At 64.1% G+C, this 14,570-nt stretch carries 15 protein-coding genes and 1 tRNA gene; 11 read left to right on the top strand and 5 right to left on the bottom strand.

The window, feature by feature from the left end:
- The first annotated feature begins 508 nt into the window (after window positions 1-508).
- The gene (locus P5W98_RS00550; RefSeq protein ID WP_421022728.1) at window positions 509-1,654 is read left to right on the top strand and encodes a branched-chain amino acid ABC transporter substrate-binding protein; all 1,146 of its coding nucleotides are present in this window, start codon (window positions 509-511) and stop codon (window positions 1,652-1,654) included.
- Window positions 1,655-1,777: 123 nt separating this feature from the next.
- Here P5W98_RS00550 and P5W98_RS00555 read toward each other — a convergent pair whose 3' ends face one another.
- Window positions 1,778-2,896, bottom strand: coding sequence for an MFS transporter (locus tag P5W98_RS00555; RefSeq protein WP_421025141.1), 1,119 nt, complete (start codon window positions 2,894-2,896; stop codon window positions 1,778-1,780).
- A gap of 254 nt (window positions 2,897-3,150) precedes the next feature.
- Here P5W98_RS00555 and P5W98_RS00560 point away from each other — a divergent pair, with 254 nt between their 5' ends.
- The 3 genes from P5W98_RS00560 to P5W98_RS00570 all read left to right on the top strand — a co-directional run bounded on the left by P5W98_RS00560 (window position 3,151) and on the right by P5W98_RS00570 (window position 6,012).
- Entirely contained in the window at window positions 3,151-3,852 is a 702-nt protein-coding gene (locus P5W98_RS00560; RefSeq protein WP_421073865.1) for a HugZ family protein, read from the top strand.
- A gap of 399 nt (window positions 3,853-4,251) precedes the next feature.
- Window positions 4,252-4,560 (top strand): H-NS family nucleoid-associated regulatory protein, encoded by a 309-nt coding sequence (locus P5W98_RS00565; RefSeq protein ID WP_035523518.1) that lies wholly within the window; start codon window positions 4,252-4,254, stop codon window positions 4,558-4,560.
- A 273-nt stretch (window positions 4,561-4,833) separates the two neighbouring features.
- Window positions 4,834-6,012: a cation diffusion facilitator family transporter gene (locus P5W98_RS00570; RefSeq protein WP_434718121.1), complete on the top strand. Its 1,179-nt coding sequence runs from the start codon at window positions 4,834-4,836 to the stop codon at window positions 6,010-6,012.
- A 39-nt stretch (window positions 6,013-6,051) separates the two neighbouring features.
- Here P5W98_RS00570 and P5W98_RS00575 read toward each other — a convergent pair whose 3' ends face one another.
- The 3 genes from P5W98_RS00575 to P5W98_RS00585 form a co-directional block, all read right to left on the bottom strand.
- On the bottom strand, window positions 6,052-6,522 hold the full coding sequence (locus tag P5W98_RS00575; RefSeq protein WP_174220033.1) for an Lrp/AsnC family transcriptional regulator: 471 nt from the start codon (window positions 6,520-6,522) through the stop codon (window positions 6,052-6,054).
- A gap of 91 nt (window positions 6,523-6,613) precedes the next feature.
- Entirely contained in the window at window positions 6,614-7,258 is a 645-nt protein-coding gene (locus tag P5W98_RS00580) for an exonuclease (RefSeq protein ID WP_421022731.1), read from the bottom strand.
- A 52-nt stretch (window positions 7,259-7,310) separates the two neighbouring features.
- Window positions 7,311-7,988, bottom strand: coding sequence for an MBL fold metallo-hydrolase (locus P5W98_RS00585; RefSeq protein ID WP_421073868.1), 678 nt, complete (start codon window positions 7,986-7,988; stop codon window positions 7,311-7,313).
- A gap of 731 nt (window positions 7,989-8,719) precedes the next feature.
- Here P5W98_RS00585 and P5W98_RS00590 point away from each other — a divergent pair.
- Window positions 8,720-9,322, top strand: coding sequence for a septal ring lytic transglycosylase RlpA family protein (locus tag P5W98_RS00590; protein WP_421022733.1), 603 nt, complete (start codon window positions 8,720-8,722; stop codon window positions 9,320-9,322).
- A gap of 135 nt (window positions 9,323-9,457) precedes the next feature.
- Here P5W98_RS00590 and rsmI read toward each other — a convergent pair whose 3' ends face one another.
- Complete coding sequence (rsmI, locus tag P5W98_RS00595; RefSeq protein WP_421022734.1) at window positions 9,458-10,351, bottom strand: 16S rRNA (cytidine(1402)-2'-O)-methyltransferase; 894 nt, start codon at window positions 10,349-10,351, stop codon at window positions 9,458-9,460.
- Between rsmI and P5W98_RS00600 the strand changes: the two genes are divergently transcribed.
- The 6 genes from P5W98_RS00600 to P5W98_RS00625 all read left to right on the top strand — a co-directional run bounded on the left by P5W98_RS00600 (window position 10,350) and on the right by P5W98_RS00625 (window position 14,453).
- On the top strand, window positions 10,350-10,901 hold the full coding sequence (locus P5W98_RS00600; protein WP_434718122.1) for a YraN family protein: 552 nt from the start codon (window positions 10,350-10,352) through the stop codon (window positions 10,899-10,901). The genes rsmI and P5W98_RS00600 overlap by 2 nt on opposite strands.
- A 185-nt stretch (window positions 10,902-11,086) precedes the next feature.
- Window positions 11,087-11,674, top strand: a complete 588-nt coding sequence (locus P5W98_RS00605) for a phosphoheptose isomerase (protein ID WP_035523528.1) — start codon at window positions 11,087-11,089, stop codon at window positions 11,672-11,674.
- A gap of 27 nt (window positions 11,675-11,701) precedes the next feature.
- Window positions 11,702-12,499, top strand: coding sequence for a BON domain-containing protein (locus P5W98_RS00610; RefSeq protein WP_421073869.1), 798 nt, complete (start codon window positions 11,702-11,704; stop codon window positions 12,497-12,499).
- Between the two features lie 5 nt (window positions 12,500-12,504).
- Entirely contained in the window at window positions 12,505-12,879 is a 375-nt protein-coding gene (locus P5W98_RS00615) for a c-type cytochrome (protein ID WP_421025142.1), read from the top strand.
- 93 nt (window positions 12,880-12,972) lie between these two features.
- Window positions 12,973-13,048 (top strand) — tRNA-Ala (locus P5W98_RS00620).
- A gap of 166 nt (window positions 13,049-13,214) precedes the next feature.
- Complete coding sequence (locus P5W98_RS00625) at window positions 13,215-14,453, top strand: tyrosine-type recombinase/integrase (RefSeq protein WP_434718123.1); 1,239 nt, start codon at window positions 13,215-13,217, stop codon at window positions 14,451-14,453.
- The last annotated feature ends 117 nt before the right edge of the window (window positions 14,454-14,570 follow it).

Genomic DNA, 14,570 nt, shown 5'->3' on the forward strand with positions numbered 1-14,570 from the left:
GCAGATCCTGGACTGCGCAACGATTCGTGCGTGCTGCGAATTAATCGAAAGCTGACTTTAATTTCAGCTAATCCGGAAGCGAGTGCGGGAATTCGAAAAGCAAACGTTATCGTGGCCGGCAGCGCATTTACCATGCCTCGCGTAACTCGCCAAAAATCCCGAAAAATATTCGGGCGCACCCTGGAAAATGCTTTCGAAAAGATTGCAAACCTCCTCGAAGACCCTTGCAGGACAAGGCTGGCGGGCCGATTGATCAGGGTTTTGAAGTACTCGGGTGAAAGACTATTGGTACTCGCCCCGATATCTGAAAAAAATACTCCAAATTAATTTGATCACCTACACTTGCGCGCAAGTATGGATGGGCGGTCTGCCATGAGCGGGCTTTTCGCCATACGGGCCAGGTGCATCAAGGATGCATCCGCGTGGTCGTCCGCACGGGGAGCGACACGTTCGGGGCGCGGGAGCACTGGGCGATTACGTTGCTGTTGGTTCGAAACCGGAGACTTACATGAATATCAAGCTTCACAAGCTGTTGCCGATTAGCGCGGCAGTCGTTTTGTTCGCGTCGTTTGCAACGGCATCGAGCGCTGACGAAACGGTCAAGATCGGCCACGTCGCACCGCTGACGGGCGGTATCGCGCACCTTGGCAAGGACAACGAAAATGGCGCGCGCCTCGCTGTGGAGGAAATCAACGCGAAGGGCCTGACGATCAACGGCCAGAAGGTCACGCTGGTGCTCGACGCGCAGGACGACGCGGCCGACCCGCGCACGGCCACGCAGGTCGCGCAGAAGCTCGTCGACGACAAGGTCGTCGCGGTCGTGGGCCACCTGAACTCGGGCACCTCGATCCCGGCTTCGAAGATCTACAGCGATGCGGGCATCGTGCAGATCTCGCCGTCGGCCACCAACCCGGCCTACACGCAGCAAGGTTTCAAGACCACCTATCGCGTGGTGGCGACCGACGCCCAGCAGGGCCCGGCGCTCGCGAACTACGCGGCCAAGACCATGAAGCTCAAGAGCGTGGCGATCGTCGACGACTCGACGGCTTACGGCCAGGGTCTCGCGAACGAGTTCGAGAAGACTGCCAAGTCGCTCGGCATGAAGGTGGTCTCGCATGACGCGACCAACGACAAGGCCGTGGACTTCCGCGCCATTCTCACCAAGATCAAGGGCGAGAACCCCGACGCAATCATGTACGGCGGCATGGACGCCACCGGCGGCCCGTTCGCCAAGCAAGCCAAGCAGCTTGGTCTGCGCGCCAAGGTGCTCGCGGGCGACGGCGTATGTACCGACAAGCTCGCCGACCTCGCCGGCGACGCGACCGACAACATCGTGTGCTCGGAAGCGGGCATGGCGCTCGAAAAGATGCCGGGCGGCAAGGCGTTCGAAGCGAAGTTCGAGAAGCGCTTCGGCCAGCCGATCCAGATCTACGCGCCGTTCACGTATGACGCGGTGTACATCATCGTCGACGCGATGAAGCGCGCCAACTCGACCGATCCGGCCAAGATCCTCGCCGCCATGCCGGCTACGGACTACAAGGGCGTGATTGGCGAGACGACCTTCGATTCGAAGGGCGACCTCAAGCACGGCGTGATCTCGCTGTACAACTACAAGGCGGGCAAGAAGTCGCTGCTCGACGTGGTGAAGATGTAAATCGTCACCTGCTCGACTTCATGGTCGCAAGCGCAAAGCCCGCGGGTTTCTCGACTCGCGGGCTTTTGTTTTGTTCTGGAAGGCGCAATCGCTCCACGAACAGCGCTGCGCGCGGCGCAAGCCTCAAATCCCCAGCCGCCTGAGCACCTTCGGCCCGGCGAACGCCACCAGCGCGGCGCACAGCGCGACGACGGCGAGCCCGACGGTGAGATTGGTCACCTGCGTGATGCCGCCGATCACGACCGGACCGAACAGCAGCCCGAAGTAAGCGATGCCCGCGACGTGCGCGAGGCCCTCGGCGGCATGGATGCCTTTGACGCGCGCCGCGGCGGCGAACAGCACCGGCATCATATTCGCGAGGCCGAGCCCCATGAGCGTGAAGCCCGTGAGCGCGGCAAACGAATACGGCAGCAGCAGCGCGCCGATCATGCCGGCGCAGGCGAGCGAGGCGCTCGCGAACACGAGCTGCGGCGCGCCGAAGCGTGCGCGCACGGCGTCGCCGGCGAAGCGCGCGGCGGCCATGCCGCCCGAGAACGCGGCGTAGGCGGCGCTCGCCAGCGCCGGCGTCGAGAGCACGACGTCACGCATGTAGACCGTGGCCCAGTCGTACATCGCGCCTTCGGCGATCAGCGCGATCAATGCGATTGCGCCCAGTGCCCACAGCGCGGGCGTGCGCCAGCGGTTGCCGGTTTTGGCGTGCTCGCCGTGGGTGGCGTGCGGCACGTGCGGCAGCACGGCGGGGCATGACACGACGAGCACGAGCGCAGCCACCACCGAAGCGAGGAGCAGATGCAGCGCAGGCGCCATGCCGTGCGCGAGCAGCGCGCCGCCGACGGCGGCGCCCGCCATGCCGCCCAGGCTGAACATGCCGTGCAGCGCCGACATGATCGGCTTGCCGACGGCTTCCTCGACGGCACTCGCCTCGGCGTTCATGGCGACGTCGAGTGTGGCCATGCCCATGCCGAACGCCGCAAGCACGACGAGCAGCATCCAGTAGTACGGCACGACGAGAATCAGCGCGCCGCACACCGACATGGTGAGGCCGCCCGTGAGGCAGGCGCGGCGCGTGCCGACGCGCGTGATCCATCCGGCGATGGTCGTCATGGCCGCGATCGAACCGCCCGCCACGGCGAAGAGCGCATATGAGAGCAGTGCCGCGCTCAGGTGGAATTTGTCGCGCACCGTGGGCACGTGCACGCCCCAGGACGCGTACATCATCCCCGCGATGAAAAAGAGCGCCATGGTCGCGATGCGCGCGCGCTGGCGCGTGGCGGCGGGCAGCGCGCGATGAACAGCATGGGGCGGTTGTGCGAGGGACGAGTCGGGCAAGTGGTCGGACACGGAAGATCCTGGGGTGGACAACAGCGAATCAGCTTTTTGAAAGGCGAGCGGAAATTCTAGCGAAGGCGCGCATGGGCTGCTCGCGGCCGCGCGGCCTGTTCTAATAATGGGATCGCGCCGCGCCCATCGACCCCCTCATCGATCGAGGACACTCCTTGAAGATTCCCGCTCACGCTCCGCTGCATCTGCTGCATCAGGCCGCCACCGGCACGCTCGCCACCCACGCGCGCGAACCGCTCGGCTTTCCTTACCCGACGCTGCTGCCGTTCGTGCCCGATGCGCGCCACCGCCCGGTCATCCTCGTGAGCCGGCTCGCCGAGCACACGCGCAATCTGCAGAGTGACTCGCGCGCAGGATTCCTCGTCGCGCAGATGAGCGGCGACGATGCGCTGAGCGCGCCGCGCATGACACTGCTTGGCCGGTTCGAGCCGAGCGGGACCGAAGCCGGCGGGGGCATCGATGTTGACGCCGATTTTGGCCTCGAAGCGCTCGCGCGCCGCTACCTGCGGTATCAGCCGGACGCCGCGCGCTACCTTGCGCTCGGCGACTTCACGTTCTGGACGATGCGCGTGGAGCGCTTGCGCTATATCGGCGGCTTTGGCGCGATGGGCTGGCTCGACGGCGCGGATCTCGACCCGCTCGATCCGCTTTGCGCCGACGAGGAAGAGGCATTGATCCGCTTCTTCGAAGCGCATCCGAAACGGCGAGACGGGCTCGCGTTGCTGGGCGTGGATCGCTACGGCGCCGACCTCGGCATCGATGGCGTGCGCACACGCTATGTTTTCGAGGCGCCGCAGAGCGACGCGCAATCCTTGCATGCCGTGATAGCCGATTGCCTCGCACGGCATGCGAGCTGAGTATTTTTTCTAGCAGGCTGCGGAGGCTGTTCACCGCCACTTCTAGTGCGTTGCGTAATTTAGAGATAATGCATGGGTGCTGCCGAAAGTTCGCATGAGATGAAATGTTTGTGGATTTTTTGTCGATTAATTTTCATGTCCTGCGAATTATGAGAGCGGGATTTATCTGAAAAATTGGATATTGGGCAAAAATACCGATTTGCATGAAATGGCAGGTCTTCGCGGCCCGGTGCGATGCTCTACGATATCTAAAACGTTTTAATTATTTTTATTGCCTGCGCTTTTCGCGACATTCGATTCTGTGTTAATCTCGCCTGCAAATTCCGAGGCAAATCACCTGTCAATGGGCATACTGACGCAAGATTGGTAGCCATTAATTAACAAACCACCAGGATACCTATGTCTTCCTACAAGGAACTCCTCGCTCAGCGAGAAAAGCTGGAGAAGCAGATTGAAGAGGCGAAGGCGCGTGAATATGCCGAAGTCCTCGACGAGATCAAGCAGAAAATGGCCGATTACGGCATTACGCTGGCCGAACTCGGCGGCGGTCGCGCAGCAGGCAAGGGCGCCAAGGCAGCCAGCCGCTCGCGCGCAAGCGTCGCTCCGAAATACCGTGACCCTGAAAGCGGCAGCACGTGGTCGGGCCGTGGCAAGCCGCCGCGCTGGATTGCCGGCAAGGACCGCGACGATTTCCTGATTCAGAAGTAATAAATCGCCTTCTGCCGTTCTGGCGATGGGCCCTGCGGCCCGCAAAGCGAAAAAGCCGCGCCGTCACGGGGCAAGCGCGGCTTTTTTGTTGCCCTCCTGCCAATACCTTGCCAATAGCTTGCCAACGCCTTGCGGCATTGTTCTTCCTGGGTAAACGCGAATACGAGGTGTTCTCGTAATCGGCTGATTTAAAAGAAGATTCCAAGGTTATCTCCAATTGGTCATGGTAGGGACATTACAATGGCGGCTATTCCACCTCGCGCTTTGTAACGCATGTCCTCCACCACTGCCATATCGTCATCGGATAAACAGCGCGTCGCGCGCAAGACCACGTTTGTCAGCGTCGGCGTCAATTCGGTGCTGGTCGTGCTGCAAATCGCGGTTGGCGTGTTTGCGCATTCGCAGGCCTTGATCGCCGACGGCATTCATTCGCTCTCCGATCTCGTTTCCGATTTCGTCGTGCTGCTTGCGAACCGCCATAGCGGCGCAAAGCCAGACGCCGATCATAATTACGGCCACAGCCGTTATGAAACGGTAGCCTCATTATTTCTCGGCGCATTGCTGATCGCCGTGGGCGTGGGCATGCTCGCGCGCGCCGGCACGCGCATTGCCAATCTCGGCGACATTCCGCCGGTCCACGCAAGCGCGCTTGCGGTGGCCGTGTTCGTTCTGGTGTCCAAGGAGGCACTCTTTCGCTACATGCTGCGCGAGGCGCAGCGCGTACGCTCGGCCATGCTGATCGCCAACGCGTGGCATGCGCGTTCCGACGCGGCATCGTCGCTCGTGGTCGCCATCGGTATCGTGGGCAGCCTCATGGGCGTGCGGCTGCTCGATCCAATCGCGGCGGCCATCGTCGGCTTCATGGTCGCGCGCATGGGTTGGGTGTTCGGCTGGGACGCGCTCCAGGATCTCTCCGATCGCGCGCTCGACGAAGCGACCACCGCCGACTTGCGCACCACGCTGGTCGGCACGCCCGGCGTGCTCGACGTGCACGAGCTGCGCACGCGCAAGACCGGCGACCTCGCGCTCGTGGACGCGCATATCCTCGTCGATCCGCTGATTTCAGTTTCGGAAGGGCACTACATTGCGGAGATGGCGCGCGCGCGCCTGCTCAAGGATCCGCGTGTGCTCGACGCGCTGATCCACGTCGATCCCGAGGATGACATGCACGTGCGCTCGGTCGCGGACCTGCCGCCGCGCAGCGAAGTCGTGAATGCGCTGCGCGAGGCGCTTGCGGCGCACGGCGTGCGCGTGGAGGCGGTCACGCTCCACTACCTGAGCACGGGCCTCGAAATTCAGGTCGTGCTGGCGGCGCAGGGCGAAGCGGGGCGTCTCGACGGCATCGACATGCAGGCGCTCGCGCGAAGGCTCGGCGCGAGCAAGGTGGAGGCGGTGCGGTCCGCGACGCCGCTGAAAGCGCCTACGGCAGGTCGGGGGCCGGCGGGCGCGTAGTGCCGCGTCAGCCAGCCGGGCCGGGCGAGGCGCTAAGGCTCACAGCGGCAATTGCGTATCGAACTTGATTTCCCGCAGCACGACGCTCGTGCGCACCTGCGCAACAGCGGGAATGCGGAAGATGCGCTCGTGCAGGAAGGTGTCGTAGGCCTTGATGTCCGGCGCGACGATCTTGAGGATGTAATCCGATTCGCCGGTCGTGCTGTAGCACTCGGTCACTTCGGGGCAGGTGGCGATCTCGCGCTCGAACGCCTCGACGCCGCCTTCGGTGTGCCGCGTGAGGTGAATATGCGCGAGCGCACAGACGTGCAGGCCGAGCTTCTCGCGATCGAGCAGCGCCGTGTAGCGCTGGATCACGCCCGACTGCTCCATGTCCTTGATGCGGCGCCAGCACGGCGTGCTGGAGAGGCCCACCTGATCGGAGATTTCCTGCACCGAGCGGCGCGCGTCGAGCTGCAAAAGGCGCAGGATCTTCTGAGAGAACGTATCGAGTGTCAAATGCGCCTCCATGTGCGTCGCCGTATTTCCGAATGTTAGAGGCCGGAAAAACGAAACGCAATGCAAACCGCGCGTGACGAGGGAGATTCCCTAAATTTGATGGTCAGATGGCGGCTTTCTGCCCCGAGGTGTCCCCATCATCGAGATCTGAGCCGGCTGCTGGCGCGGTCTGCTGCGCGCGCAGATCGGCGAGCATGTTGCAGAACAGCGCGCCTTGCTCGATGGCGTCGTCGAGCGCGACATGGGTGTGCGGATGATCGTCGAACCAGTGCTTCGGAAAGCGCGGCTTGATGCACTTGCGGTACGGCAGGCCTGTCATGGCGAACGCGAGCGTCTTGATGTCGAGCGCCGACCACGAGAACGGACAGCGCCCCGCGAAGCGCATCATGTACCAGAACATGAAGGTGAAATCGAAGCCCGCCGGCATGGCCACGAACACCGGCTTGCCGGGCAGCGCCTCCACCCAATCCACATAGGCATTGAGCGCTTCGGCCGGGTCCTGCAGATCCTTGCGGCACGCAGCCCATGCCTCGGGCTGCGTTTCCCACCACGCGGCCTGCACCGGATGCGGCGCCGCGCCTTCGAGCGTGGCGAGATTCGCCGAGAACGTGGCGACCAGACGCTTGTCGGCAGTGTAGGCCGCCGACGCGAAGCTCAGCATCGAGTGCGGGCCAGGGATGGGACCGTCGGCCTCGACGTCGGTGCTGACGTAGATCTCTTCAATGGCGGCTTGATTCGCTGGACTCATGGGCTGGATTCGATAACTGGTTCGAGGTGTGCTGGCGAGCGCGGTCCGGCGCTCAACCCCAGCGGGCCTGGCTCGCACCGCCCGAAACGCCGGGCACGCTGTCTGCTACATACGGATTGGTGCGGCGCTCCTCGCCGAAGGTCGAAACCGGGCCGTGGCCCGGCACGAACGTGACGTCGTTGCCGAGCGGCCAAAGCTTCTCGCGGATCGAGCGGATCAGGTCCGCGTGATTGCCACGCGGAAAGTCGGTGCGGCCGATCGAGCCCGCGAACAGCACATCGCCCACCAGCGCGAGGTCATGCTTGCGGCTGAAGAACACGACGTGCCCAGGCGTGTGGCCGGGACAGTGATAGACCTCCAGCTCTTCATCTCCAAACTGCACGGTGTCGCCGTCCGCGAGCCAGCGGTCGGGCTCGAACGCCTGCGCATGGCCAAAGCCGAAGCGCTCGCTTTGCTGCGGCAACTGATCGATCCAGAAGCGCTCGTCCTCATGCGGTCCGATGATCGGCACGCCGAATTTTTCGGCGAGTTCTTTGGCGCCCGCGCAGTGATCGAGGTGGCCGTGCGTGAGCAGCACCTTTTCGAGCTGCACGCCTTGGCGCGCGATCTCGGCCTCGATGCGATCGAGGTCGCCGCCCGGATCGACCACGGCGGCGCGCCGCGTTGCCTCACAGACGAGAAGCGAACTGTTTTGCTGGAACGGCGTGACGGGAATCAGCGTGACTTTCATGCGCGCGGCTCTTGGATGACGGTGTTGCGGGGATCTGGACAGGCCAAAGACCCGATTGTACCGGGGCGCGCAAGACGTCGCCTCGGCTTGCCGGGGAGCATCTGTCAGCCTTGTCAGACAAGGCCCGTGGATGAGTAAGACAAACGGCTTTGTTACATCAATAGTGAAAAATCATGGAGTTTTCTACCAGGGAAGGATGGCAAGAATTACTTTTAGGTATAATGCGACGCATCAAGCACGTTACGCGTGCATTCACTGGGCGATGTGACCCGCAGTTTAAAACGGGTCTCGATGCATCGCCGTCAAGCAGTGCCGTCGAGGAAGGCTGGCTAAACAGGCTGCCTTACAAGATGGCAAATCAGGTGCCGATCCGTTCGGCACCGCACGTCTTGCCCAGCCAGGTGCTACGCGCCTGCCACGGCCTTGCTGCCGTGACGCTGGGTGGGGCCTACGCCGCCGTTCCTGTGCGCCGTGTGTTACCGGCGCGCCTGAACGTGTACATCGCGTTCGATGGCGGCATGTGGGGTCTGGTCAGGCTGCCGGGGACAGGCTGCGCCAGACGTGAAAGAAAACCAGCGGTTAGCGGCATATGGGGCTGCATCCGGGTATTGGCATTCGCTCGCCTTTTTTCATCGATCGGCGGGAGGGGGGTCTTTTGCCTGCGACCGCCGGAGTCATCCGCGAACGCGCAACCAAGGCGCGGGACGGCTCCGAAACACGATGGCTAACTTATGAAACTCGGACTTTCTCGACGACGACTCGGGAGTCTCGCAGCCGTGTCCGTGCTGGCCGGTTGTGCCATGCCGCCTGGTCAGCAGGACCATGCGCAGGGCAACGCGCTCAGCACCAAGGACGCGCACACGGCGTTCGCCGCTCCGCAGAGCTACGGCTCCGCGTTCGGGGCGCTGCCTGCAGCAGGCGCCGGCAAGGGCAACTCGCTTGCCGACGCACAACCGATCGACGACAGCACGCCTGACGTCGGCTCGTTCCATCAGACCGGCCGCGCCTCGTGGTACGGCCGCGCGTTCCATGGCCGCAAGACCGCGAGCGGCGAACGCTTCGACATGAAGGCGCTGACCGCTGCGCATCGCACGCTGCCGCTCGGCTCCTATGTGCGCGTGAGCGTCCCCGCAACGTCGAAGTCCGTCGTGGTGAAGATCAACGACCGCGGGCCGTACGTGCGTGGCCGCGTTCTCGATCTGTCCTATGCGGCAGCGAAGATGCTGGGCCTCCAGCATGCGGGCACCGCGAAGGTGAACATCGAAGGTCTCTCGCGCCAGGAAGCGAAGGCCGCGCAAGCCGAAATGCTGGCAGCAAACTCGAGCACCAACTGAGATTCGCCACGCTGAGATTGCAAACATGAAGGGCCGCGTCGATCGATCGACGCGGCCCTTCGGTTTTTCTGCGGTGCTTTTCTGCGGTGTTTTGCAGCCGCATGGCCCGATGCGGCTTGTTGCGGTTATCGACGCTTAGTTGACGTCTTCCTCGCCGCCTTCGTTCTTCAGCTCCAGCGCTCGCGCATAGAGCGCGTTGCGCGACGCGCCGGTGAGCGCCGCCGCGATCTTTGCCGCGCCCTTCACCGGCACTTCCCCCAGCAGCACACGCAGTAGCGCATCGTGATCGGCGTCGCCAGGCGACTGCGCGCTCGCGCCCTCCACGACCAGCACGAACTCGCCGCGCTGACGATTTGCATCGGCGGCCAGCCACGCTGGCCCTTCGGCCAGGGTGCCGCACCAGAGCGCCTCATGTAGCTTCGTCAACTCGCGGGCGATCAGCAGACGCCGCGCCGGGCCGAATGCATCGGCGAGTGCCTGCACGGTTTCGACAACGCGATGCGGCGCTTCATAGAACACCATCGCATGCGCATGCGTTCCCAGCGCTTGCAACGCGGCCGCGCGTTGCTTGGGCTTGGACGGCAGAAAGCCGAGGAACGTGAAGGTCGCGACCCAGTCGCCGGCTGCGGAAAGCGCCGTGGCGAGCGCGCTCGCGCCCGGCAGCGGCACGACCTGGAAACCGGCGGCACGCACTGCATCGACGAGCTTCGCGCCGGGGTCCGAGATGCCGGGCGTGCCCGCGTCCGAGACGCAGGCCACGCGCTCGCCCGCGCGCAGATGCTCGATCACGCGCAGCGCCGCTTCGCGCTCGTTGTGCTCGTGCACGGCGATGAGCGGCTTCGAAATGCCGTAGCGCGCGAGCAGCTGGCCCGTGTTGCGCGTGTCCTCGGCGGCGATGCGATCGACGAGACCGAGCACATGCAGCGCGCGCAAGGTGATGTCGGCCGCGTTGCCGATGGGCGTCGCTACAACGTACAGCGTGGCGGCGGGATATTGCTGGGCCTGGGCGAGTTCGAGGAGGGACGTCATGACACGGCGAACGCAGGAAAAGAGGCCGCCATTGTGCCATGTGGGGAAAGTCGCAGCGGAACAGGGCACGCGGCAGCGCGAGAGCGGCATACGCGCCTCGCGCACGCGCGCAGGTGCGGATGAACTTTCGAGTCCACCTTGCGACAACTTTTACGCGCGCGGCCGGTCCAATGCCGAACGCCGCGAGGCAGGTGCGCGTTTTGAATCGCACGCACTCGCTTTTTTGCAGCGTCAGCGCCTCGTGCTGGTCGCGCGCAACGTGCATTGCCGTGCCGGCGAACTGGACCTGGTGATGCGCGATCGCGACGGCACGCTTGTTTTTGTGGAAGTGCGCGCACGCACGCGGCACGGTTACGGCGGCGCGGCGGCGAGCGTGGGCTGGCACAAGCAGCAGCGCATCTTGCGGGCGGCGCGCCATTACCTGACGAGCCTCGCGATGCGCGCGCATGCACGCGAGGCGTTGCCGCTGGCGTGCCGCTTCGACGTGGTGACGTTCGACGGCGGGCGCCTCGCGTGGCTGCGCGATGTGTTTCGCGAAGATGGACGTTGAGCGGAGGAAGCGCAAGACGATACGGCGACGCGCGTTCACGCACGACGCCGAGCGCGAAAAAATCGGTATGGAAAGCGCGAGCGGAAAAGAACGCCGGAAGAGAACGAGCGTGAGTGCGCTAAACTTGCGGCACGCCGCAATCACGCGGAATATTCGCGATACCCGCAGTACAGATTAGAGAGTCGATGTCCGTCGAACGAATTCAACAGCACTTTCGCGACAGCGCAGCCGTCAAGCTCGCCGCGATGGAAGCCCTGGCCGTGCCGATTGCCGCCGCGGTCGACACGATGTTCGCCGCGCTGGCGAACGGCAACAAAATACTCGCATGCGGCAATGGCGGCTCGGCCGCTGACGCCCAGCACTTCGCCGCCGAACTGATCGGCCGCTTCGAGCGCGAACGCCCGAGCCTGCCCGCGCTCGCGCTCACGACCGATGCCTCCGTGCTCACGGCGCTGGCGAATGACTACGCCTATGACCAGGTGTTCGCGCGGCAAGTGCGTGCGCTCGGCCAGCCCGGCGACGTGCTGCTCGCCATCACGACCTCGGGCAACTCAGCGAACGTGCTGGCCGCCATCGAAGTCGCGCACGAGCGCGAAATGATCGTGATTGCGCTGACCGGCAAAGGTGGCGGCATGGTCAACGATGCGCTCGCCGATACCGACATCCATCTGAGCGTGCCGTCCGATCGGACCGCGCGCATCCAGGAAGTGCACCTGCTAACGATCCACTGCCTGTGCGACGGCATCGACGCGATGCTGCTGGGCGAAGACTGACCGCGAAGGACGAAGGAGAGGGAGTTGATGAGCAGAAACAGCAAGATGCGCGCGCTGGCCCGGACCACGCTGACGATCGGCTTCGCAGCCTCGCTGTGCACGAGCCTGCAGGGTTGCTTCCTCGCCGTCGCGGGCGCGGCGGCGGGCGGCACAGCGCTGGTGGCAACCGACCGGCGCACCGTGGGCTCGCAGACCGAAGACCGCGAGATCCAGGTGAAGGCGCTCTCGAACCTGAGCAGCGGCCTGCCCGATAGCTCGCACGTGAACGTGGCCGTGTTCAACCAGCGCGTGCTGATAACGGGCGAGGTGCCCGACGACGGATCGAAGCAGAAAGCCGAGACCCTCGTGCGTGGCGTCGCGAACGTGGGATCGGTCATCAACGAACTGGCGGTTCAGCCGGCGAGCTCATTCTCGTCGCGCGCCAACGACTCCTACCTCGAAGGGCGCGTGAAGAGCGAGCTGATTGCCTATAAGGACATCTCGGCGAATAACTTCAAGGTGGTGAGCGAGCGCGGCATTATCTATCTGATGGGCCTCGTGACCACGCAGGAAGGCAACATTGGCGCGAACGCGGCGAGCACGGTGCCTGGCGTGATGCAGGTGGTGAAGTGCTATCAGTACATTCAGCCGGCGCAGGCGGCTGCGGCGAATGCATCGGCTAGCGGCAATGGCGCGACGACAGCGCCGGTGAGCGCCGCCGATGCGCCGACTGTGGGCGCGGTGCCTGACGCGGGGGTGAGTTCCAAACCGCTCGATGTGCAATCGCCCGCGCCGGTGAAGGATTCTGCGCCGGTGCGTCCGGGTAGCAATGGGAAGACGATGTGATGGTGATGCGTGCTTTGGTTGCGCCTCGGCGATGGGTTGCTGGGGTGGTGGTGCTTGCTGGCGTTGCAGGAGGGGCTCCGGCTTTCGCTGCTGATGCTGCTGCTGTGGGTAACGGGCCGGTTGTTGCGCGCTCCAATGCTTGCATGGGGTGTCATGCGGTGGATCGGAAGCTCGTCGGGCCTTCGTTTAAGGATATTGCTGCTAAGTACAAGGGTGATGCTGGTGCGCAGGGCAAGCTCGAGAAGAAGGTACGGGATGGGGGCGCTGGGGTTTGGGGCGCGGTTCCTATGCCCGCGCATCCGCGGATGAGTGCGGGGGATGTGAAGGATGTGGTGGCCTGGGTTTTGGCTGGGGCGCCGGATTTCCCTGCTTCCAAGTAATGCGCGCGTTTTCGCGGACTCTTAAGGTTGAGGTCGCGCAATTTTGGTGCTTGGCACAAGCGGAAATTGCTGTGCTAGAATCGACTGGATAGTGGGGCGGTAGCTCAGCTGGGAGAGCGTCGCGTTCGCAATGCGAAGGTCGGGAGTTCGATCCTCCTCCGCTCCACCACACTTACGTCTGACAGAATCCAGCAAAGGCCGGAATGTCCTTGTCCCACAAGGCTTCCGGCCTTTTTTACGTCCAGTGTCGTCCAGGGTCGTCTGGAGAAATCCAGGCGCCCTTGGGGGCAGCACTCGGGGCATCGGTGCCTATACTAATTTTTAGGAGCCCCCACGTGACACTCACCGACCTCACCATCAAGGCCGCCAAGCCTATAGGTAAAACTCAGAAGCTCTGGGACGGCGGCGGACTGTATCTCGAGATTACCCCGACCGGCTCGAAGCTCTGGCGCATGAAGTACCGGGTCGACCGCCGGGAAAAAAAACTGTCGTTCGGCCAGTACCCGTACATCACCCTGAAGGACGCGCGCGAGGAGCGGGAGAAGGCGCGCACGCTGCTTGCCAAGGGGATTGACCCGGGCGAGCACAAGAAGGCCGTCCAGGCGGAGCGGCTCGCGCGCACGGCGAACAGCTTCGAGGCGGTCGCCCGGGAGTGGTTCGGGCGCATGATGGCCGACAGGGCGCCGTCCCACAAGAGCAAGGTGCTCGCCAGGCTCGAGAACGACATCTTTCCCTGGCTCGGCAGGCGGCCGATTGCAGAAATCACCACGCCCGAGGTGCTCGCGTGTCTGCGGCGCATCGAGGACCGTGGCGCGCGTGATACGGCCCATCGCGCGATGCAGAACTGCGCGGCCGTCTTCCGGTATGCGGTGACCATCGGTGTGGCAAATGCCAATCCGTGCGTGCATCTGAAAGGCGCCCTGCCGCCTGCGAAGCCCGGCCACTTTGCGGCCATCACGGACCCCGAACAGGTGGGGCCGCTGCTGCGCAGGATGGACGCGGTCGGCGCCACCTTTATAGTCAGGTGCGCGCTGCGACTCGCGCCGTATCTGTTTTGCCGGCCTGGCGAGTTGCGCACGATGCGATGGGACGAGGTCCATCTCGACGCGGCGGAATGGCGGTACTTTGCGAGCAAGGGCGGCGAGCCGCATCTGGTGCCGCTCGCGAGGCAGGCGGTTGCCATCCTGCGGGAGCTGCAGCCATTGACGGGACGATGGCCGTATGTTTTCCCGGGCAGGGATGACAAGAAGCAGCCCATGTCGGGTAACACGGTCAACGTTGCCCTCCGGCGCGCAGGCATCAGCACCCGTGATGAGCAGACGGGGCACGGCTTTCGGGCCATGGCGCGAACCATCCTGCACGAGCGGCTGCACATTGACCGGGACGTCATTGAACATCAACTGGCGCACCGTGTACCCGACCCGCTGGGCACGGCCTATAACCGCACGAAGTTCCTGGGCGAGCGCAGGCAGATGATGCAGCGGTGGGCGGACTATCTGGACCGCCTGCGGGATGGCAGGGAGGATGAGGCGCCGGTCGTTCCGCCACCGCTGGGTCCGCGCGAAGGCCGGTAAGACGCATCGCTGTGGGAAATGGGCTGACGCCCTCCCGGTCCGGGGCGGACGCCGGGATATCCCCGGAGTGCGGTGCGGCCCGTTCGTCCACGTCACCGTCGCAGTGCCCGGGACGCG

The sequence above is a fragment of the Paraburkholderia sp. A1BS-2L genome (assembly GCF_051125205.1).
Taxonomy (GTDB): Bacteria; Pseudomonadota; Gammaproteobacteria; order Burkholderiales; family Burkholderiaceae; genus Paraburkholderia.